This is a genomic window from Streptomyces sp. (genome assembly GCF_035563135.1).
GTDB lineage: Bacteria > Actinomycetota > Actinomycetes > Streptomycetales > Streptomycetaceae > Streptomyces.
This window is the reverse complement of record NZ_DATMVN010000509.1, coordinates 15,274-35,736: the sequence shown is the minus strand read 5'-3', so window position 1 is coordinate 35,736 and position 20,463 is coordinate 15,274. Positions and strand designations below refer to the sequence as shown.

Below are 20,463 nucleotides of genomic sequence, written 5' to 3'. Positions count from 1 at the left end.
GTCCCGGTATTCATAGCCGCACAGCGTAGCCCACCGGATATGAACCGTCGCCAGAACTCCAGCCCGAGCGGATGTCTCGATTGGATGGGAACCGACACGCGCCGCATGCGACACGGTGAGAATCCGACAGCTTCAATGCGACAGGACATGCGGTGTCTCACGGTCGATGTCGGATCCGACTTCCGCCCGACATCGCCCCTGAGATTCCGACACGAAACTTGAGAACCTACACCTGCCTGCGTCAGGTCTGGGCCATGTCCACGAAGCGGGAGTAGTGGCCCTGGAACGCCACGGTGATCGTCGCAGTCGGGCCGTTACGGTGTTTCGCCACGATCAGGTCCGCTTCGCCGGCGCGAGGTGACTCCTTCTCATACGCGTCCTCACGGTGCAGCAGGATCACCATGTCCGCGTCCTGCTCGATGGAGCCGGACTCACGCAGGTCGGAGACCATGGGCTTCTTGTCCGTGCGCTGTTCGGGTCCACGGTTCAGCTGGGAGAGGGCGATGACGGGAAGCTCCAGCTCCTTGGCGAGAAGCTTCAGGTTCCGGGACATGTCCGAGACCTCCTGCTGACGGCTCTCCGCCCGTTTGGCCCCGCCGGACTGCATCAGCTGCAGATAGTCGATGACCACGAGCTTGAGTTCATTGCGCTGTTTGAGGCGACGGCACTTCGCACGGATCTCCATCATCGAGAGGTTCGGCGAATCGTCGATGTAGAGCGGAGCGGCCGACACGTCCGGCATCCGGCGGGCGAGCCGTGTCCAGTCCTCGTCGGTCATGGTGCCGGAGCGCATGTGGTGGAGGGCGACCCGGGCTTCGGCGGACAGCAGGCGCATCGCGATCTCGTTGCGCCCCATTTCCAGGGAGAAGATCACGCTCGGCAGATTGCTCTTGATCGAGCAGGCTCGGGCGAAGTCCAGGGCGAGAGTGGACTTACCCATGGCGGGGCGAGCCGCAATGACGATCATCTGGCCGGGATGCAGCCCGTTGGTGAGGGCGTCGAGGTCCGTGAACCCGGTCGGTACGCCGGTCATCTCGCCGCTGCGGGAACCGATGGCCTCGATCTCGTCGAGAGCACCTTCCATGATGTCGCCGAGCGGCAGGTAGTCCTCGCTGGTGCGCTGCTCCGTGACGGCGTAGATCTCGGCCTGCGCCGAATTGACGATCTCGTCGACGTCGCCGTCTGCCGCGTATCCCATCTGGGTGATCTTCGTGCCGGCCTCCACGAGACGCCTGAGCACCGCCCGCTCATGGACGATCTCCGCGTAGTACGAAGCGTTGGCCGCCGTAGGCACGGACTGGACCAGCGTGTGCAGATAGGGGGCCCCGCCGACCTTGGTGATCTCGCCGCGCTTGACCAGCTCGGCCGCCACCGTGATCGGGTCGGCCGGCTCACCCTTGGCATAGAGATCGAGGATCGCCGTATAGACGGTCTCGTGGGCCGGGCGGTAGAAGTCATGGCCCTTGATGATCTCCACGACGTCCGCGATGGCGTCCTTGGACAGCAGCATGCCGCCGAGGACGGACTGCTCGGCGTCGAGATCCTGCGGAGGCACCCGCTCGAAGCCGGACGACCCGCCTTCCCAGCTGCTCTCCCGCCCCCGCTCGTGCTGCTCGTCGCGCCCCCTGCCTTCTCCCCGGCGCTGACGGGAGACGGGCAGACGGTCGCTGGGACCGACGTCGGCCCAGGGATCGTCCAAAGGCTCGGGAATGCTCACCGGGCCACCTCCTCCCGTCCGCTTCGCGGACCTAGCCATGCCACTCTTCTTACGGCACGGCACCGACAAACAAGACGCCCGACTCCGGTTCCGGCGCGTCAAGTTCTGCGGATTTCCAAGCCGGAACGGAGTGCGGGCGCCGCACCACGGTAGGCCCGTCCGCACCGTCAGCCAATCTGGTTATCCACAGGGCATGTGGACGAGTAACCAGATGCTGTGGAGAACCCATCCGATCCTGTGCACGGACCGGGGGACAGCACTGTGGACAAACTCATACCCACCCCGCAGAGGAGCCCCTGACCTGGCCTTATTCAATCCACCGGCTGTGGGGGAGAAAAACTTTTGCCTGCGGCTCAAGATCAGGGCAGACGGCCTCCCGCCGGACCCGCACACCCGAGCTGAGTAAGGGATGCTGACACATTGCATCTCTTACCTGTGGAAGATTAGATTGGCTTCCATGTCCCAGGTGCCCACGGCCCAGCCGCCCTCCCGCCGCCGGCACGACCGCGAGATCATCGCCCTTGCCGTCCCAGCCTTCGGCGCACTCGTCGCCGAGCCGCTCTTCGTCATGGTCGACAGCGCGATCGTCGGCCACCTAGGCACCCCGCAACTTGCGGGCCTGGCCGTCGCGGCGGCCCTCCTGACGACGGCGGTGAGCATCTTCGTCTTCCTCGCCTACGCCACCACAGCCGCGGTCGCCCGCCAGGTCGGCGCAGGAGACCTGGCGTCCGCCATCCGTCAGGGAATGGACGGTATCTGGCTCGCGCTGTTGATCGGTGGCGCTGTCGTCGCCGTCACGCTCCCTCTGGCCCCATGGCTGATCGATGCCTTCGGCACGTCCGACACCGCGAGCCCGTACGCCACTACATATCTGCGGATCTCCAGTCTTGGGATCCCCGCGATGCTCGTAGTGCTCGCAGCGACGGGAGTACTGCGCGGACTGCAGGACACCCGGACGCCGCTCTATGTCGCCATCGGTGGCTTCGCGGCCAACGGCGCCCTCAACGTCGGACTCGTCTACGGGGCCGGTCTCGGGATCGCAGGATCCGCCTGGGGAACCGTAATCGCCCAGGCGGGCATGGCGCTGGTCTATCTGATCGTTGTGGTTCGCGGGGCCCGCCGCCACGGAGCATCGCTGCGACCCGACGCCGCAGGTATCCGGGCCAGCGCCCAGGCGGGGGTGCCCCTGCTGGTCCGTACCCTTTCGCTGCGGGCGGTCCTGATGATCGCCACCGCTGTCGCCGCACGACTCGGCGACACGGATATCGCCGCGCACCAGATCATCCTGTCGCTCTGGAGCCTTACGGCCTTCGCGCTCGATGCGATCGCCATCGCCGGACAGGCCATCATCGGCCGTTACCTGGGGGCCGACGACCCTCAGGGCGCCCGTGAGGCATGCCGCCGGATGGTTCAGTGGGGCATCGTGTCCGGGGTGATTCTCGGAGTGATCATCGTGCTCGCCAGACCGCTCTTCGTCCCACTCTTCACGGGCGACACCTCTGTGCAGAACACGTTGCTCCCGGCACTACTGGTTGTAGCGCTCTCCCAGCCGATCTCCGGTGTGGTCTTCGTCCTCGACGGGGTACTGATGGGGGCGGGGGACGGCCGCTATCTCGCCTGGGCCATGGTGGTGACCCTGGCCGTCTTCGCCCCGGTCGCTCTCCTCGTCCCCAGCTTCGGAGGCGGTCTCGCTGCCCTCTGGGCCGCGATGACGCTGATGATGACCGTCCGATTGGTGACGCTCTGGCTGCGCATGCGGTCCGGCCGATGGATCGTGACCGGCGCCACGCGCTGAAGCCCAACGTCTGACCGGACGCCGTAGGCCTGCCCGGTTTCACGTGAAACGACGAAGGGCCGCACCCGGAGGTGCGGCCCTTCATACAGCTCTGCTGAGCTATGCCCTTAGGCAGCAACGACCTCGATACCGAGCTTCGCGGCAACCTCGGGGTGCAGACGGACGGAGACCTGGTATCCGCCGAGCGTCTTGATCGGCGAGCCGAGCTCGACACGACGCTTGTCGACGTCCGGGCCACCGGCAGACTTGATCGCCGAGGCGATGTCCGCCGGGGTGACGGAACCGAAGAGGCGGCCGGCGTCGCCGGAGCGAACAGCCAGACGAACCTTCACGGCCTCGAGCTTGGCCTTGATCTCATTGGCCTGCTCGATCGTCGCGATCTCGTGAATCTTGCGGGCGCGGCGGATCTGCGCCACGTCCTTCTCGCCGCCCTTGGTCCAGCGAATGGCAAAGCCACGCGGAACCAGGTAGTTGCGGGCGTACCCGTCCTTGACGTCCACGACGTCGCCGGCGGCACCGAGGCCAGTGACCTCGTGGGTGAGGATGATCTTCATGTTTCGGTCACCCTTCCCTTATCGCGCGGTGGACGTGTAGGGCAGCAGCGCCATCTCACGGCTGTTCTTGACTGCCGTGGCGACGTCACGCTGGTGCTGCGTGCAGTTGCCGGTGACGCGGCGGGCACGGATCTTGCCACGGTCGGAAATGAACTTCCGCAGCATGTTCGTGTCCTTGTAGTCCACGTACTGGGTCTTGTCCTTGCAGAACGCGCAGACCTTCTTCTTAGGCTTGCGCACAGGCGGCTTCGCCATGGTGTTTCTCCTGTGTGATCAAGAAGTTGGGTACGAGCCGGCCCTTAGAAGGGAGGCTCGTCCGAGTAGCCGCCGCCGGAACCGCCGGAGCTTCCGCCCCAGCCACCCCCGCCGCCCTGCTGGCCCCCGCCCTGCTGGCCGCCGGCCGGGGCATTGGTGGCCCACGGGTCGTCGGCGGGAGCACCGCCGCCACCCTGCTGGCCACCGCCACCGGGACCGCCGCCCCAGTTGCCGCCGCCCTGCTGGCCGGCGCCGTATCCACCCTGGCCACCGCCCTGGCCACCGCGACCTGTGGTCTTGGTGACCTTGGCCGTGGCGTTCTTCAGGCTGGGGCCGACTTCCTCGACATCCAGCTCGTAGACCGTGCGCTTGACGCCCTCACGGTCCTCGTACGACCGCTGCTTCAGCCGGCCCTGCACGACAACGCGCATGCCTCGCTGGAGCGACTCCGCGACGTTCTCCGCCGCCTGACGCCAGACCGAGCAGGTGAGGAACAGGCCTTCGCCGTCCTTCCACTCATTGGTCTGCCGGTCGAAGATGCGGGGGGTGGACGCGACACGGAACTTCGCGACCGCCGCACCGGACGGGGTGAAGCGCAGCTCGGGGTCGTCGACGAGATTGCCGACGACCGTGATGACGGTCTCGCCTGCCATGGGTGAACCTCTCGGCGGGGATTGCTTCTGGCTGCTTGCTACTCGAACCCGATGACCGCTGAGCTAGATGCTCAGTGGGTCTCGGGACGGAGGACCTTGGTCCGGAGGACCGACTCGTTCAGGTTCATCTGTCGGTCGAGCTCCTTGACGACCGCAGGCTCGGCCTGCAGGTCGATGACCGAGTAGATGCCCTCAGGCTTCTTCTTGATCTCGTAAGAGAGACGACGACGGCCCCAGGTGTCGACCTTCTCGACCTTTCCGTTGCCCTCACGGACGACGGAGAGGAAGTTCTCGATCAACGGGGAGACTGCTCGCTCCTCGAGATCGGGGTCGAGGATGACCATCACCTCGTAGTGACGCATGTGGAACCCACCTCCTTTGGACTCAGCGGCCACGGTCGTTCCGTGGCAGGAGGGTCGTGATGCGTAAGCAACAGTGTCTCCGAGTAAAACAGCCGCCACTGACAACGCCCGTCTTCGAGAGTCGAGGGGAGCTGCAGTGCTGGCTCAGGGCAGACACCGGTGCAGACCGTACAGAGTACCCGCAGACCGGCTTCCAGTTGAAATCCGGTGCTCAAAGCGCACAATCAAGACAGATGCGGTGTGAGAGGCGCTACATCGCGCCGCCCCTTCCGCCAGGAGGTGCTCCATGGCACAGACAGTCCGACCTGCCGGCAGCCGGCCCGCCCACCGCCGGACGACCGATGCCCGTCCGGCCACCGGGTCCCTCTTCGCCACGGACGGCAAACCGCACCCGCGCCAGGAAGCGCTGATGGTGGTGACCGGGGTCCTCGGCGTCCTCGCGTTCGTGACGGCGATGTTCCACAGCCTGCACCTGATCAGCTCGTGGGCCGGGTTGATCGGCATCCTGACCGGCGCTTACGGGCAGTACATCTCCAGGACCACCTGGCAGCGGTTCGGCCTGATCATGGGGCTCGGCGCGTCCGCTCTCGGCTTCTTCCTCGGCATGGCGCACGGCGGCCTTTTCGGCGGCGTCGTCACCTGACCGGCAGAGCCCTGCCCCACGCGGCCGGCCGTCCCGAGCGGTGCACGGCCAAGCGGCCTGCGCGGGTGGTGCCCGGTCCGGTCCGGACGGACCGGACCGGGCGCCCCTCGGTCACAGTAGGCTTCGGCGCGAGAGCCGGAGCCCCTGACCGATGGGGACACACCTGCCGAGGAGCGCCCCGCATGAGCCTGACCCTGAGGACCATCAGCCGAGAACAGCATCTGGCGTACATCCAGAGCCTGCCCTCGGCCAGTCATTGCCAGGTCCCGGCGTGGGCTGATGTGAAAACCGAATGGCGCTCGGAGAACCTGGGCTGGTTCGACAAGAACGGCGAGATGGTCGGCGCCGGCCTGGTGCTCTACCGCCAGTTGCCCAAGATCAAGCGCTATCTGGCCTACCTCCCCGAGGGGCCGGTCATCAACTGGTACGCCCCGAATCTCGACGAGTGGCTCCAGCCGATGCTCGCCCACCTGAAGCAGCAGGGCGCCTTCTCGGTGAAGATGGGTCCTCCCGTCGTCATCCGCCGCTGGGACTCGGCCGCCATCAAGTCGGGGATCCAGGACCCCGACGTGAAGCGGCTGCGTGACGTCGAAGCCAGCCACATCGAGCCGCGTGCCTTCGAGGTCTCCGACCGCCTGCGGAAGATGGGCTGGCAGCAGGGCGAGGACGGCGGAGCCGGCTTCGGTGACGTACAGCCCCGCTATGTCTTCCAGGTGCCGCTGGCCAACCGCTCCCTCGAGGACGTGCTGAAGGGCTTCAACCAGCTCTGGCGCCGCAACATCAAGAAGGCCGACAAGGCCGGCGTCGAAGTGGTCCAGGGTGGTTACGAGGACCTCGCGGAATGGCAGCGCCTGTACGAGATCACCGCCGTGCGCGACCGCTTCCGGCCGCGCCCGCTCTCGTACTTCCAGCGCATGTGGTCGGTGCTCAACTCCGAGGACCCCAACCGCATGCGGCTGTACTTCGCCCGCCACAACGGCGTGAACCTGTCGGCCGCCACGATGCTCGTCGTCGGCGGGCACGTCTGGTACTCCTACGGCGCCTCGGACAACATCGGGCGCGAGGTCCGCCCCTCCAACGCCATGCAGTGGCGGATGCTCCGCGACTCGTACGCGATGGGCGCGACCGTCTACGACCTGCGCGGTATCAGCGACTCGCTGGACGAGACCGACCACCTCTTCGGCCTGATCCAGTTCAAGGTGGGTACCGGCGGTGAAGCCGTCGAATACGTCGGCGAATGGGACTTCCCCCTCAACAAGCTGCTGCACAAGGCGCTCGATATGTACATGTCGCGCCGCTGACCGCATCCCGACCACCATCCATCAGCTCCTCTCCTCTCTCTCACTTACACCGCAGCCACCAGAAAGGTTCCGGGCCGGCCATGGCGCTCTCCCTCTACGTCGACACCGCGCGCTGGCGGGCGCACCAGAAGTCCGTCCTGGATCAGTTCCCCGGTCTCGTGCCGGTCTGCAAGGGCAACGGATACGGCTTCGGGCACGAACGGCTGGCCGACGAGGCGATCCGCTTCGGGTCCGACACGCTGGCCGTCGGGACCACGTACGAGGCCGCGCGCGTCAAGGACTGGTTCAGCGGTGACCTGCTGGTGCTCACGCCCTTCCGCCGGGGTGAGGAACCCGTACCGCTCCCCGACCGCGTCATCCGTTCCGTCTCCTCCGTGGACGGTGTGCACGCCCTGGTGGGCGCACGCGTGGTCATCGAGTGCATGAGCTCGATGAAGCGCCACGGCGTGAAGGAGGAGGAGCTCGGCCGGCTGCACGCGGCCATCGAGGACGTGCGCCTCGAGGGTTTCGCGCTGCACCTGCCGCTCGACCGCACGGACGGTTCGGACGCGGTCGAGGAAGTCATCACCTGGATGGACCGTCTGCGCGCAGCCCGGCTGCCGCTGCACACCATGTTCGTCAGCCACCTGAAGGCCGAGGAGCTGGCGCGGCTGCGGCAGCAGTTCCCGCAGACCCGCTTCCGCGCCCGCATCGGCACACGGCTGTGGCTGGGCGACCACGAGGCGACGGAGTACCGCGGCGCGGTGCTCGACGTCACGCGGGTCGTCAAGGGGGACCGTTTCGGTTACCGCCAGCAGAAGGCCGCATCCGACGGGTGGCTGGTGGTCGTCGCCGGAGGGACCTCCCACGGTGTCGGCCTGGAGGCGCCGAAGGCCCTGCACGGTGTGATGCCGCGTGCGAAGGGCGTGGCGCGCGCCGGGCTGGCCACGGTCAACCGCAACCTGTCACCGTTCGTCTGGGCGGGCAAGCAGCGCTGGTTCGCCGAGCCGCCCCACATGCAGGTGTCGATCCTCTTCGTGCCTTCGGACGCTCAGGAGCCGAAGGTCGGCGACGAACTGGTGGCCCATCTGCGGCACACCACCACCCAGTTCGACCGCCTCGTGGACCGGTAGCCCCGGCCTCCCTCAGCCGGAGACCGCCCTGCGCGCGGTACCCCACTCCACCCGCGGTCCTTCGACCGCGGGTGCCGTGTGCCGGGCCGGATCCGGGTGTGCCTGCAGGAGCGCCACCCGGTCCGGCGCCCCGTCGAGCACCCCGCCCGAGGGATCGTCGGACCCGTCGCTCCGCACGGGGTCCCGGTCCGGCCTCAGGATGTCCCTGACGACCACGGCGCAGAAGTAGAGCGTGCCCGCCAGGTGCAGGGCGACCGCGATCTGATAGCCCTCCTGCGGCAGCCCTTGGTGCTTGTCGGCACTCGTCGTGTACGCCAGGTACGACCAGATCCCCAGGAAGTACGCCACCTCGCAGGCCTGCCAGACGAGGAAGTCCCGCCAGCGTGGCCTGGCCAGCGCGGCCAGCGGGATCAGCCAGAGCACGTACTGCGGTGAGTAGACCTTGTTCGTCAGGATGAACGCGGCCACCACCAGGAACGCCAGCTGTGCGAAGCGCGGCCGGTGCCGGGCGGTGAGCGCCAGCCCGGCGATTCCCGCGCACAGCAGGATCATCAACAGCACCGAGGCCGTGTTCACCGTGCTTACCTCGATGGACCGGCCGGTGCGCTGGGTGATGACCAGCCAGAACGAGCCGTAGTCGATCGGTCGTTCCTGGCTGAACGTGTAGAACTTCTTCCACCCTTCGGGGGCGTACAGCATCACCGGCAGGTTCACCATCAGCCAGGCCGCCGCCGCGCCGAGGAGCGCCGCTCCGTACTCCCGCCACCTCCCGGCCCGCCAGCACAGCACCAGCAGCGGCCCGAGGAGCAGCACGGGGTACAGCTTGGCGGCGGTGGCCAGGCCGATGAGGATGCCGAAGGCGAGGTTCCTGCCGCGGGACCACATGAGCATCGCAGCGGCTGTCAGGGCGACGGCGAGCAGATCCCAGTTGATCGTGGCGGTGAGCGCGAGTGCCGGGGCGAGCGCGACGAGGAGGGCGTCCCAGGGGCGGCGCCGGTGCGTACGGGCGACACACACCGCGATGATCACGGCGCAGATCATCAGCATGCCCGCGTTGACCATCCAGTACATCTGCTCGCGCTGCTGCACGGGGTCCGAGGAGGGAGTCAGCGTCAGCCAGGAGGCGACCTGCATGAAGAGACCGGTCAGGACGGGGTACTCGAGGTATGCCATGTCGCCGCTGAGCCGGTCGGCGTAGGGCACGAGGCCGTCGGCGAATCCGCGCCCGACGAAAAGGTGCGGGATGTCGGAGTAGCACGCGTGCGTGTACTGCGAACTGGCGCCGCGGAACCACGCCCAGTCGTAGCAGGGAATCTTCTGCACCATGCCGAGCGCGAACATCCCGATCGCCACGAGCACGATGACGCGCACCGGCGTGAGCGGCCCCGATCCGAACCGTGCCCAGCGGCCCGCGGGCCCGCCGATCAGCTCGCTGCCCGCTGCGGCGATCTCGTCCTGTCGCGTGGGCGGTACGACGGACGGCTCCTGGTGCACGTTCGTGTCTTCTGCGCTTGGCATGCCGCACATCCTGCCGTACGGCGCTGTGTGCGGAGGTGGCCCGCGTACGGGACACACGAAAGGGCCGTCGGCACCTGGCAGGTGCCGACGGCCCTCGTCATCCGCGTCCGGCAGGCCCCTGGCGGGGTTCCCGGAGGGCGGCGGTGTCACGCGCGCCGCCCTGAGCGGCGTTACCCACCGCCGCCGAAGATCCCGCCGCGGTCGTTCTCCTCGCCCTCGGTCGTGCCTTCGGTGGTTCCCTCGGTCGTTCCCTCGGTCGTCCCGGTGTCCGTCCCGCCGTCCGTGGTCCCGGCGTCCGTCCCACCACCGGTGGCCCCGTCCGTGGTCCCTTCGTTGTCGTTGCCCTCGGTCGTCCCGCCGTTCTGGTCGTTCTTGCACTCCCAGTCGAGCGGCCTGCACGTCTCGCTCGGCGAGGGGGACGGGGACGACGGAACGGGGGACGGCGACTCGGGCGCTTCGCTGGACTCCGAGGGCGAAGGCATCGGGCTCGGCGTCGGACTGGGGCTGACCGCGCCACCGCCGAAGACCGTCTCGCCGATCGGTTCCGGCTTCGGGAACCTGAGGGCCTTCGTGCCCTCCAGCGCTTCGGTCATGTAGTCCTGCCAGATCTGCGCGGGGAACGAGGCACCGTGGATCGACTTCTCACCACCGGTGCCGTACATCTCCAGGAACTCGCGGTCCTTCTTGGTCTCGTCGTCGTCCATCCGGAACATGCTGACGGCTGTCGACAACTGCGGGGTGTAACCGACGAACCAGGCCGACTTGTTGCCGTCCGTGGTGCCTGTCTTGCCGGCCGCATCACGTCCGGAGAGCTGGGCGGGTGTACCCGTGCCGTTCTCGACGACGTTCTTCAGCACGTCGGTGACGTTGTCGGCGACGATGCTCGGAAACGCATCATTCGTAACAATCTTGTGCTGATAGATGACCTTGCCCTTGTGCTTCACCTCGGTGACCGAGAAGGGCTCCCGCTGTTTGCCGCTGGTGGCGAAGGTGGCGTACGAACCCGCCATCCGGATGGCGCTCGGTGAGGAGGTACCGATGGAGAACGAGGGGACGCTCGAGTCCGCCATGTACTCGTCGTCACGCAGACCTGCGTCGATGGCGGCATCCTTCACCTTGTCGGTGCCGATATCCATTCCGAGCTGGACGAACGGGGAGTTCGCTGACTCCTGCATGGCGTGACGGAGAGTCATGTCTCCGTAGGACTCGTCCCCGTCGTTGGTCTGGAGCCACTCCTTGCCGTCCTCGTTCTGCCAGACCGAGCCGTCGTATTTTTTGATCTTCAGCTTGTTGTCGCCGTTGTAGATGCTCAGCGGCGAGACGGGGGTACGCTCCGACGCGCTCTGCTCGGGGCCGAGCTCGGGGTTGCGCCTCCCCAGCTCCATGGCGGCGGCCAGCACGAACGGCTTGAACGTCGAACCGACCTGCGCGCCGGTCGCGTCGGCGTTGTTGGTGTAGTGCTGCGTCGCGTCCTGCCCGCCGTACGTGGCGACGATGGCACCCGTCTTGGTGTCGACCGACGCGCCACCGAACTCGACGTGCGTGTCCTTGTCGGGCCGTTCCTCGGGCTTGATCTTGGCGTCGTACACCTTTTTGATCGACTTCTCGAGCTCGTCGACCTTCGTCTCCTCGAAGGTCGTGTGGATCTCGTAGCCGCCCCGGGCCAGTTCCTTCTCGGTGACGCCCTCCTCGTTGTGGGCAAGGAAGTACTTCGTGGCGAGGTCGACCAGGTAACCGGTCTGGCCACCCAGCTTGGCTTCCTTCTTCGGCGGTTTCACCTTGGGGAACTCGGTGAAGGTCGCACGCTTCGCCGCGCTCAGCCGGCCGTCCTTGACCTCCTCGTCGAGGATCCAGCTCCAGCGCGCCTTCGCCCGCTTGGTGTTCTCCTCGGCGGTAGCCCTCACCGGGTCGACGTCGGGAGCACCCGCGGGGTCGTAGTAACTCGCCCCCTTGAGCAGTGTCGCCAGGAAGGCGCACTCGCTCTCGTCCAGCTCCGCTGCGTCCTTGTCGAAGTACGCACGTGCCGCCGCCTGGAGCCCCGATGCGCCCCGGCCGTAGTAGGAGACGTTGAGGTAGCCCTCCATGACCTTCTCCTTGCTCACCGTCTCACCGACCTTGAGCGTGATGAAGAGTTCCTTGACCTTCCGGGTCAGGGTCTGGTCCTGGGTGAGCATGGAGTTCTTGACGTACTGCTGAGTGATGGTCGACCCGCCCTGGGTGTCACCTCCCCGCGCCATGTTGTAGACAGCGCGGGCGATGCCTACGGGGTCGATACCCCTGTCGGTCTCGAACGACTTGTTCTCGGCCGAGATGACGGCGTTCCGCATCGCTTCGGGGATCTGGGCGTACTCGAGCGACTGACGGTTGACGGAACCGCCCGTGGCGACCATCTGTTTGCCGTTGGCCCAGTAGTAGACGTTGTTCTGTGCGGTGGCGAGGTCCTTGGGCTCGGGCGGGACCACCAGCGCGTAGGCGATGCCGGCCGCACCCATCATGAGCCCCAGGAACCCCAGGCACAGGCCGGAGACCAGCCGCCACGAGGGCACCCAGCGGCGGAAGCCGTCCCGGCCGGCCCGCGGGTAATCGATGACGCGCTTCTTGCCGGAGCCCTCGCGGGACCGACCGCTGCTGTCACCACCCCCCCGGCGCCTGCCACCGCCTCCGCCGCGCTGGGCGGCGCGACGGGCCTCGGCACGGCCGCCGTACGACGGCTCCTCGCCGTACGCGTCGGAAGGTGATGATTGCGTTACCCTGTGTGACGGGTCGGTGCGACGTCCAGCAGGCTGTTGGGCGGCTCGTCTGGCCGCTGCACGCCCGCCACCTTGCGGTTGCGGCGCTTTGCGACGGTGCTCGCTCATCGAACGACTACTCCTCGGGCAGGCGAGAGCGCCTGGAAGCGGCAGTTGAGATCCGGTCCCCCCGAATTACGGACAAGCCCTGCGGAAGGCCCACCCGCAGTACATCCGGCAGTCCGCGATTACTGACGCACGAGGGCGTCTCACGGTTCCCGGTGGTCTGCATGCCGCACAGACTACGCACGGTCAAAAACCTCCGGGGACCGAACTTCACCCCAAATTACGCAAGTCACTCCCTATGAATCGGGGATGTGACACCGCTCACGAACCGCCCTCTTGTCGAACATCACAAGTCGATCTATCGTGCTGATGTATCGAGTCGATACATCAGCACGGCATACGGTGGGCTCAACAGCCCGCGGACGCACCAGGCGGAAGAGGAGGCGAAGGTGAGCAGGCGCTCCGGCATCCTCGAATTCGCCGTTCTCGGCCTGCTCCGCGAGTCCCCCATGCACGGGTACGAGCTGCGCAAGCGTCTCAACACTTCGCTGGGGATCTTCCGTGCCTTCAGCTACGGCACCCTCTATCCCTGTCTCAAGACGCTGGTCACCAACGGCTGGTTGATCGAGGAACCGGGCAGCGTCCCAGCTCTGCCCCCCGCAACAGGCCGTGGGGGTGCTCCCGCGTCCTCACTGGCAGGACGCCGCGCCAAGATCGTCTACCGGTTGACGGCGGAAGGTAAGGAGCACTTCGAGGAGCTGCTCTCGCAGACCGGCCCGGACTCCTGGGAGGACGAGCACTTCGCGGCTCGTTTCGCCTTCTTCGGGCAGACGGAGCGCGAGGTGCGGATGCGTGTGCTCGAAGGCCGCCGCAGCAGGCTGGAGGAGCGTCTCGAGAAGATGCGCGCCTCCCTCGCCCGGACCCGTGAACGACTCGACGACTACACACTTGAGCTGCAGCGGCACGGCATGGAGTCCGTGGAGCGCGAAGTGCGCTGGCTGAACGAGCTCATCGAGAGCGAGCGGTCGGGACGGGATCAGCGACGATCCTCGCCCGAGAGCTCCACTCAGCACGACACATCAGGAGAGACGGGCGGCCTGCCCCGGCACAGGGACGACTCCCGGCCGGATCCGTCCGACGACACGAAGTGACACCCCCGCAGATCCGCAAGGCGTCGTCGGGGAACACCGAGAAGACACAGGGAGCAATCGGCATGGGTTCGGTTCGCGTAGCCATCGTCGGCGTGGGAAACTGCGCCGCCTCGCTGGTGCAGGGCGTCGAGTACTACAAGGACGCCGATCCGGCCGGCAAGGTGCCCGGTCTGATGCACGTCCAGTTCGGCGACTACCACGTGAGTGACGTCGAGTTCGTCGCCGCCTTCGACGTCGACGCGAAGAAGGTCGGCCTCGACCTCGCGGACGCCATCGGCGCCAGCGAGAACAACACCATCAAGATCGCCGACGTGCCGAACACCGGCGTGACCGTTCAGCGCGGCCACACCCACGACGGCTTGGGCAAGTACTACCGCGAGACGATCGAGGAGTCCGCCGAGGCCCCCGTCGACATCGTCCAGGTCCTCAAGGACAAGCAGGTCGACGTCCTCGTCTGCTATCTGCCGGTCGGTTCCGAGGTGGCTGCGAAGTTCTACGCGCAGTGCGCCATCGACGCCAAGGTCGCCTTCGTCAACGCCCTTCCGGTGTTCATCGCCGGCACCAAGGAGTGGGCCGACAAGTTCACCGAGGCCGGTGTCCCGATCGTCGGCGACGACATCAAGTCCCAGGTCGGCGCCACCATCACGCACCGTGTGATGGCGAAGCTCTTCGAGGACCGCGGCGTCGTCCTGGACCGCACGATGCAGCTGAACGTCGGCGGCAACATGGACTTCAAGAACATGCTCGAGCGTGAGCGCCTGGAGTCCAAGAAGATCTCGAAGACGCAGGCCGTCACCTCGCAGATCCGTGACCGTGACCTCGGTGCGGACAACGTCCACATCGGCCCGTCCGACTACGTGGCCTGGCTGGACGACCGCAAGTGGGCGTACGTACGCCTCGAGGGCCGTGCCTTCGGTGACGTTCCGCTCAACCTGGAGTACAAGCTCGAGGTCTGGGACTCCCCGAACTCCGCCGGTGTCATCATCGACGCCGTGCGCGCCGCGAAGATCGCCAAGGATCGCGGCATCGGCGGCCCGATCCTCTCGGCCTCCTCGTACTTCATGAAGTCCCCGCCGGTCCAGTACTTCGACGACGAGGCCCGCGAGAACGTCGAGAAGTTCATCGCCGGCGACGTCGAGCGCTGACCCGGGCGGTCACTGCTTCGTGACGCTTCTCCATGTGGGGGGTTCCCAGGCAATGCGCCCGGAGGCCCCCCACATGTGTGACCCTTGCGCACATGTCTGTCGTGCGTGATCTGGGTGTACTCCTGCACCTTCGGAACTTCCGTCGCCTGCTCGCTGTACGACTTCTCTCCCAGTCGGCCGACGGGGTCTACCAGGTCGCGCTCGCCACCTACGTCGTCTTCTCGCCGGAGAACCAGACGACGCCGGGTGCCATCGCATCCGCCATGGCCGTCCTGCTGCTGCCTTACTCGCTGATCGGTCCGTTCGCCGGTGTCCTGCTGGATCGCTGGCCTCGACGCCAGGTCTTCCTGTACGGAAACCTGCTACGCGCCGCACTGGCCTGCTGCACGGCCCTGCTGCTCCTCAGTTCCGTTCCGGACTGGCTGTTCTACGCCTCCGCCCTCTGTGTCACAGCCGTCAACCGTTTCGTGCTGGCCGGGCTGTCGGCAGCCCTCCCTCGCGTCGTCGACACCCAACGGCTTGTCCTCGCCAACTCCCTTTCCCCTACGGCCGGCACGCTGGCCGCTACTGCGGGCGGGGGTCTCGCCCTGGCGATCCGCCTGCTGACAGACGGGTCGGATGCCGCCGTGGTCCTGCTGGGCGCGACCCTCTACCTCCTCTCGGCGATGGTCTCCCTGACCTTGCCCCGCACACTCCTCGGACCGGATCGAGGCCTGCACCACGTACGACTGCGGGAGGCACTGACCACTACCGCGCGGGGGCTCGTCGCGGGGTTGCGCCATCTGTCAGAGCGAAGGGACGCAGCACACGCGCTGGCCGCCATCACGGTGATCCGCTTCTGCTACGGGGCGCTGACCGTGATGGTGCTGATGCTGTGCCGCTACGCCTGGTCCGACAGCGAGTCCGACGGCCTGGCCCTCCTCGGCCTGGCACTCGGCGCCTCTGCTGCGGGGTATTTCGTGGCCGCCGTGGTGTCCCCCTGGGCGGTCGGCCGCTTCGGGCGATACGGCTGGCTGGGCGGGTGCGCCGGGGCGGCTGCCCTCCTGGAGCCTGCGCTGGGGCTCCCGTTCACGCCTGTCCCCATGCTGGCTGCCGCTTTCATCCTCGGGCTCGTCACCCAGGGAGCGAAGATCGCCACGGACACCGAGGTGCAGACCTCCGTGGACGACGCCTACCGCGGCAGGGTCTTCTCGCTCTACGACGTACTCTTCAACGTCGCCTTCGTCGCCGCTGCGGCAATGTCAGCCCTCGCCCTTCCTCCTGACGGGCGGTCCGTCGTCGTGGTGCTTACCGTGGCCGCGCTCTATGCCCTTGTCTCAGTGGCCATGTTCCATCGGCGGCGTGTGAGCCTCGCGCTTCAGCGCACCCGCCTCAAGGAATGAGTGAGGGGCGTTGTTTCACGTGAAACAACGCCCCTCGCCGCTCTCAACGTCGTGTTTCACGTGAAACACGACGAGCTCCTCCACCCCGGCCCACGCTCGTCCCGCTGCACCCAGCACGGCAGGGCCACCTGCGGAAGCCCGTGTCAGTCCTGTGCGGCCCACCATTCCTTGAGGGCCGCGACCGCGACGTCACGCTCCATCGGGCCGTTCTCCAGCCGCAGCTCCAGCAGGAACGAGTAAGCCTTACCGATCATGGGGCCGGGCCCCACACCAAGGATCTGCATGATCTCGTTACCGTCCAGGTCAGGCCGGATCGCTTCCAGCTCCTCCTGTTCCTGCAACTGCGCGATACGCTCCTCCAGCCCGTCATAGGTGCGCGACAGCGCATTCGCCTTGCGCTTGTTCCGAGTCGTGCAGTCGGAGCGCGTCAGCTTGTGCAGCCGGTCCAGCAGCGGCCCCGCGTCCCGCACATACCTGCGCACCGCGGAGTCGGTCCATTCCCCGTCGCCGTAACCGTGGAAGCGCAGATGCAGTTCCACCAGCTTCGAGACGTCCTTGACCATGTCGTTGGAGTACTTGAGCTCGGCCATCCGCTTCCTGGCCATCTTGGCGCCCACCACCTCGTGGTGGTGGAACGAGACACGACCGTCCTTCTCGAAGCGCCGTGTCCGCGGCTTGCCGATGTCGTGGAGCAGAGCGGCGAGGCGCAGCACGAGGTCCGGGCCGTCCTCTTCCAGGTCGATGGCCTGCTCCAGGACCGTCAGGGAGTGCTCGTAGACGTCCTTGTGCCGGTGATGCTCATCACTCTCCAGACGCAAAGCGGGAAGCTCGGGCAGCACTCGGTCAGCCAGCCCTGTGTCCACGAGAAGCCCCAGCCCCTTGCGGGGATGTCCGGAGAGCAGCAGTTTGTTGAGTTCCTCACGGACCCGCTCGGCGGAGACGATCTCGATACGTCCCGCCATGTCCGTCATGGCCCTGAGTACGTCGGGAGCAACCTCGAAGTCCAGCTGGGCGGCGAAACGAGCGGCGCGCAGCATGCGCAGCGGATCGTCCGAGAAGGACTCCTCGGGTGTGCCCGGAGTGCGCAGTACGCGCTGAGCCAGGTCGTCGAGACCGCCGTGCGGGTCGATGAACTCCTTACGCGGCAGTGCGACAGCCATGGCGTTGACCGTGAAGTCCCGGCGCACGAGATCTTCCTCGATCGAGTCACCGTAGGAGACCTCGGGCTTGCGCGAGGTCCTGTCGTACGCCTCCGACCGGTAGGTCGTGACCTCGATCTGGTAGCCGTCCTTCTGCGAGCCGACCGTGCCGAACGCGATGCCGACCTCCCAGACGGAGTCGGCCCAGGGGCGGACGATCTTGAGTACGTCCTCCGGGCGGGCATCGGTCGTGAAGTCGAGGTCGTTGCCAAGCCTGCCGAGCAACGCATCCCGGACCGACCCACCGACCAGGGCGAGGCCGAATCCGGCCTCCTGGAATCGGACGGCGAGGTCGTCGGCGACGGGGGACACCCGCAGCAGTTCGCTGACTGCGCGGTGCTGCACCTGACTCAGTGCACGGGGGCTGTCTTCGTTGGCGTTCGGCACAACAGAAAAGGGTACGTGCACCGACCGGCCCGGGCGTCATCGTTTCTTGCGGCCCTGCGAGACTCTCCCGATCATGTGGCACGGTCCCCGGCACTCAGGTGTCGGGCACATCGTTACCATGCGTGGACGCAGAGACCGGCAGCGCCGGCACCAGCTGACGACGACGAGGGACGGATACGCGTGGCCGAGGCGGCACACTCCCAGGGGATGATTCCCTCCCCTGCCCGCCGGTGGCTCCGGCGCACAGCCTCCTTGATCGTCGGGGCGCCACTGATCGCCGGCCTCCTGGCCGGCCCCGCAGCGCCCTCGGCCCGGGCCGAGGCGGTGACGAAGGCCCCGGCCGGCTCGCGCACCGTCGATGTGTCCCTGGACACGCTCGCTCCCAGCGCACCCGTCGAAGGCGACACGCTCACCGTCTCCGGCACCCTGACCAACAAGGGCAAGAAGACAGTCACCGACGCCGAGGTCGACCTGCGGGTCGGGCCGAGACTGTCCGGCAGGGGCGCGATCGACGAGGCCGCCGAACGCACCGGCTATCAGCCCGGCAGTGACCCGGCCAAGCTCGGCGGCGCGTACACGCTGAAGGTCCCCGCGCTCGCGTCCGGGGTCAGCCAGGACTTCAGTCTCGCCGTTCCGGTGGACAAGCTGGATCTGGACGCCGAGGGCGTTTACCAGCTCGGGGTATCCGTCACGGGCCGTACCACCGACTACACCTACGACCAGGTGCTCGGCATTCAGCGGACCTTCCTGCCGTGGCAGCCGGAGGACACCGGGAGCAAGACGAAGCTCACCTTCCTCTGGCCCCTGATCGCGTCGGCCCACGTCACCGCCGAGACGGGTTCCGACGAACAGCAGACCCCCGTGTTCGCCAATGACGATCTTGCTCTTGAGCTGGCTCCCGGCGGACGCCTGGAACAACTGGTCTCACTGGGACGACAGCTCCCTGTGACGTGGGTGATCGACCCGGACCTGCTGGCTTCCGCCGATGCGATGACGAAGAACTACCGTGTCAAAGTCGGTGACACCACTGTCGCGGGGACGAACCAGGCCATCGCCAAGAAGTGGCTCACGGATCTCCAAGCGGCCGTGAAGGACGGGAAGGTGGTGGCCCTGCCGTTCGCCGACCCCGACCTCGCCTCCATCGCCCACCGTGGCAAGAACGTCTCGGGGGCCCTCAGCCACCTGCAGACGGCGACCGAGGTCGCGGGCACGACGGTGGAAACCGTGCTTCACATGAAGCCGTCCACCGACTTCGCCTGGCCGGTGGACGGCGCGATCGATCCCTCGGTCGTCGACGTCGCGACGTCGGCCGGCGCCCATAAGGTGATCGCCCGCAGCGACAGTCTCGGGGAGACCGGCGGGCTGCCCTACACACCGACTGCGGCCCGTCCCATCGGTGGCGGCACCACCGCTGTCGTCTCCGACCACCGGCTCTCCACCGCGTTCACCGGCGACATGTCCAAGGCCGGCGCCTCTACGCTCGCCGTCCAGGAATTCCTGGCCCAGACCCTGGCAGTGACGGAGCAGGCGCCCGACAACGAACGCAGCATCGTCGTCGCCCCGCAGCGGACCCCCACCGCCGCCCAGGCCCAGACCATGGCACGCGCCCTGCAGGCCCTCATGACCGAACACTGGACGCAGCCGCTCGACCTGACGGCGGCCGCCGAACAGAAGCCCGACGCTCGGGCCACCACCAAGGTGCCCAGGGCTTCCCAGTACCCGAAGAAGCTGCGGAGCCAGGAGCTGCCCGCCCAGGCGTTCCAGGACATCCGGACGACACAGGATTCGCTCGACAGCTTCCAGGTCATCCTCACGCAACCCGACCGGGTGGTGACCCCCTTCGGGAACGCGGTCAACCGGGCCGTGTCGACGTCGTGGCGCGGCAGGCCGCTGGAGGCGCAGCAGTACCGCGACGCCGTCCGCACCTATCTTCAAGGCCTCACCAACGAGGTCCAGCTGATCGCCAAGTCGGACGTGACTCTGTCCGGACGCAGTGCGACCATCCCTGTGACCGTGCAGAACAAGCTGGTACAGGGTGTCGATCACCTCGTGCTCCGCCTCACATCGGGCAACGCCACCCGGCTCAAGCTCAACGACGGCGCAGCAGTCGCCGAACAGCCTGTCGAGATCGCGGGCGGGCACAGCCAGTCCGTGAAGTTCGACGCCTCGGCCAATGCCAATGGACAGGCACAGGTCACGGCGCGGCTCTTCACCACGGACGGAGCGCCGTACGGCGAGGAGATGACCTTCACGGTGAAGGTCTCGGAAGTCACACCGACCGTGCTCCTGGTGATCGCCGGTGGATTGCTGCTGCTGGTCCTGGCAGGCATCAGGATGTACACCCACCGCAAGCGCACCGTCGCGGGCGGAACAGTGGGGAACGACGGCGGCGAACCCGAGCAGCCGAGTGACCCGGCGCCGGACACCGGTCCGGAAAGCGGTGCCCCCTCGGGCCCGGGTGAGAAAGTGGACCGTTGAGCGATGTCTGTCGGGG

General features: G+C 67.1%; 16 protein-coding genes. 8 read left to right on the top strand and 8 right to left on the bottom strand.

Annotation, left to right across the window (positions count from 1 at the left end; all coding sequences use genetic code 11):
• Positions 1-241: 241 nt before the first annotated feature.
• Positions 242-1,699, bottom strand: coding sequence for a replicative DNA helicase (gene dnaB / locus VN520_RS22400; RefSeq protein WP_325748734.1), 1,458 nt, complete (start codon positions 1,697-1,699; stop codon positions 242-244).
• Between the two features lie 475 nt (positions 1,700-2,174).
• Here dnaB and VN520_RS22395 point away from each other — a divergent pair, with 475 nt between their 5' ends.
• Entirely contained in the window at positions 2,175-3,512 is a 1,338-nt protein-coding gene (locus tag VN520_RS22395) for an MATE family efflux transporter (RefSeq protein ID WP_325748725.1), read from the top strand.
• 107 nt (positions 3,513-3,619) lie between these two features.
• Here the strand turns inward: VN520_RS22395 and rplI are convergent, their stop codons facing one another.
• The 4 genes from rplI to rpsF all read right to left on the bottom strand — a co-directional run bounded on the left by rplI (position 3,620) and on the right by rpsF (position 5,336).
• Entirely contained in the window at positions 3,620-4,066 is a 447-nt protein-coding gene (rplI, locus tag VN520_RS22390) for a 50S ribosomal protein L9 (RefSeq protein WP_028441692.1), read from the bottom strand.
• A gap of 18 nt (positions 4,067-4,084) precedes the next feature.
• Complete coding sequence (rpsR, locus tag VN520_RS22385) at positions 4,085-4,321, bottom strand: 30S ribosomal protein S18 (RefSeq protein WP_003967857.1); 237 nt, start codon at positions 4,319-4,321, stop codon at positions 4,085-4,087.
• 44 nt (positions 4,322-4,365) lie between these two features.
• The gene (locus VN520_RS22380) at positions 4,366-4,974 is read right to left on the bottom strand and encodes a single-stranded DNA-binding protein (protein ID WP_325748724.1); all 609 of its coding nucleotides are present in this window, start codon (positions 4,972-4,974) and stop codon (positions 4,366-4,368) included.
• A gap of 71 nt (positions 4,975-5,045) precedes the next feature.
• A complete protein-coding gene (gene rpsF, locus VN520_RS22375) occupies positions 5,046-5,336 on the bottom strand; it encodes a 30S ribosomal protein S6 (RefSeq protein WP_006604399.1) in 291 nt (96 codons plus the stop codon).
• A gap of 286 nt (positions 5,337-5,622) precedes the next feature.
• Here rpsF and VN520_RS22370 point away from each other — a divergent pair, with 286 nt between their 5' ends.
• From VN520_RS22370 to VN520_RS22360, 3 genes are all read left to right on the top strand, one after another.
• The gene (locus VN520_RS22370; protein ID WP_325748723.1) at positions 5,623-5,979 is read left to right on the top strand and encodes a hypothetical protein; all 357 of its coding nucleotides are present in this window, start codon (positions 5,623-5,625) and stop codon (positions 5,977-5,979) included.
• A gap of 182 nt (positions 5,980-6,161) precedes the next feature.
• The gene (locus tag VN520_RS22365) at positions 6,162-7,280 is read left to right on the top strand and encodes a lipid II:glycine glycyltransferase FemX (protein ID WP_325748722.1); all 1,119 of its coding nucleotides are present in this window, start codon (positions 6,162-6,164) and stop codon (positions 7,278-7,280) included.
• A gap of 80 nt (positions 7,281-7,360) precedes the next feature.
• Positions 7,361-8,392 carry an alanine racemase gene (locus VN520_RS22360; RefSeq protein WP_325748721.1) on the top strand — a complete coding sequence of 344 codons (1,032 nt, stop codon included), beginning with the start codon at positions 7,361-7,363 and terminating at the stop codon, positions 8,390-8,392.
• A gap of 12 nt (positions 8,393-8,404) precedes the next feature.
• Here the strand turns inward: VN520_RS22360 and VN520_RS22355 are convergent, their stop codons facing one another.
• Both VN520_RS22355 and VN520_RS22350 read right to left on the bottom strand, forming a co-directional pair.
• Entirely contained in the window at positions 8,405-9,910 is a 1,506-nt protein-coding gene (locus VN520_RS22355) for a glycosyltransferase family 87 protein (RefSeq protein ID WP_325748720.1), read from the bottom strand.
• 170 nt (positions 9,911-10,080) lie between these two features.
• Positions 10,081-12,768, bottom strand: coding sequence for a transglycosylase domain-containing protein (locus VN520_RS22350; RefSeq protein WP_325748719.1), 2,688 nt, complete (start codon positions 12,766-12,768; stop codon positions 10,081-10,083).
• Positions 12,769-13,154: 386 nt separating this feature from the next.
• On the opposite strand from VN520_RS22350, the gene VN520_RS22345 reads away from it, so the two are divergent.
• From VN520_RS22345 to VN520_RS22335, 3 genes are all read left to right on the top strand, one after another.
• Positions 13,155-13,856, top strand: a complete 702-nt coding sequence (locus tag VN520_RS22345) for a PadR family transcriptional regulator (protein ID WP_325748718.1) — start codon at positions 13,155-13,157, stop codon at positions 13,854-13,856.
• Positions 13,857-13,918: 62 nt separating this feature from the next.
• Complete coding sequence (locus tag VN520_RS22340) at positions 13,919-15,001, top strand: inositol-3-phosphate synthase (protein ID WP_325748717.1); 1,083 nt, start codon at positions 13,919-13,921, stop codon at positions 14,999-15,001.
• A 92-nt stretch (positions 15,002-15,093) separates the two neighbouring features.
• Positions 15,094-16,383, top strand: a complete 1,290-nt coding sequence (locus tag VN520_RS22335; RefSeq protein WP_325748716.1) for an MFS transporter — start codon at positions 15,094-15,096, stop codon at positions 16,381-16,383.
• A 143-nt stretch (positions 16,384-16,526) separates the two neighbouring features.
• Here VN520_RS22335 and VN520_RS22330 read toward each other — a convergent pair whose 3' ends face one another.
• Complete coding sequence (locus tag VN520_RS22330) at positions 16,527-17,969, bottom strand: CCA tRNA nucleotidyltransferase (RefSeq protein ID WP_325748715.1); 1,443 nt, start codon at positions 17,967-17,969, stop codon at positions 16,527-16,529.
• A 180-nt stretch (positions 17,970-18,149) separates the two neighbouring features.
• Here VN520_RS22330 and VN520_RS22325 point away from each other — a divergent pair, with 180 nt between their 5' ends.
• Positions 18,150-20,447: a DUF6049 family protein gene (locus VN520_RS22325; protein WP_325748714.1), complete on the top strand. Its 2,298-nt coding sequence runs from the start codon at positions 18,150-18,152 to the stop codon at positions 20,445-20,447.
• Positions 20,448-20,463: the final 16 nt, after the last annotated feature.

Bases quoted from the DNA above. Each gene is read 5' to 3' on its own strand.
- VN520_RS22360 (WP_325748721.1), top strand. From the start codon at position 7,361: ATGGCGCTCTCCCTCTACGTCGACACCGCGCGCTGGCGGGCGCACCAG.
- VN520_RS22335 (WP_325748716.1), top strand. From the start codon at position 15,094: ATGTCTGTCGTGCGTGATCTGGGTGTACTCCTGCACCTTCGGAACTTC.
- rpsF (WP_006604399.1), bottom strand. From the start codon at position 5,336: ATGCGTCACTACGAGGTGATGGTCATCCTCGACCCCGATCTCGAGGAG.
- VN520_RS22355 (WP_325748720.1), bottom strand. From the start codon at position 9,910: ATGCCAAGCGCAGAAGACACGAACGTGCACCAGGAGCCGTCCGTCGTA.
- VN520_RS22380 (WP_325748724.1), bottom strand. From the start codon at position 4,974: ATGGCAGGCGAGACCGTCATCACGGTCGTCGGCAATCTCGTCGACGAC.
- VN520_RS22370 (WP_325748723.1), top strand. From the start codon at position 5,623: ATGGCACAGACAGTCCGACCTGCCGGCAGCCGGCCCGCCCACCGCCGG.
- VN520_RS22365 (WP_325748722.1), top strand. From the start codon at position 6,162: ATGAGCCTGACCCTGAGGACCATCAGCCGAGAACAGCATCTGGCGTAC.
- rplI (WP_028441692.1), bottom strand. From the start codon at position 4,066: ATGAAGATCATCCTCACCCACGAGGTCACTGGCCTCGGTGCCGCCGGC.
- rpsR (WP_003967857.1), bottom strand. From the start codon at position 4,321: ATGGCGAAGCCGCCTGTGCGCAAGCCTAAGAAGAAGGTCTGCGCGTTC.
- VN520_RS22350 (WP_325748719.1), bottom strand. From the start codon at position 12,768: ATGAGCGAGCACCGTCGCAAAGCGCCGCAACCGCAAGGTGGCGGGCGT.
- VN520_RS22395 (WP_325748725.1), top strand. From the start codon at position 2,175: ATGTCCCAGGTGCCCACGGCCCAGCCGCCCTCCCGCCGCCGGCACGAC.
- VN520_RS22340 (WP_325748717.1), top strand. From the start codon at position 13,919: ATGGGTTCGGTTCGCGTAGCCATCGTCGGCGTGGGAAACTGCGCCGCC.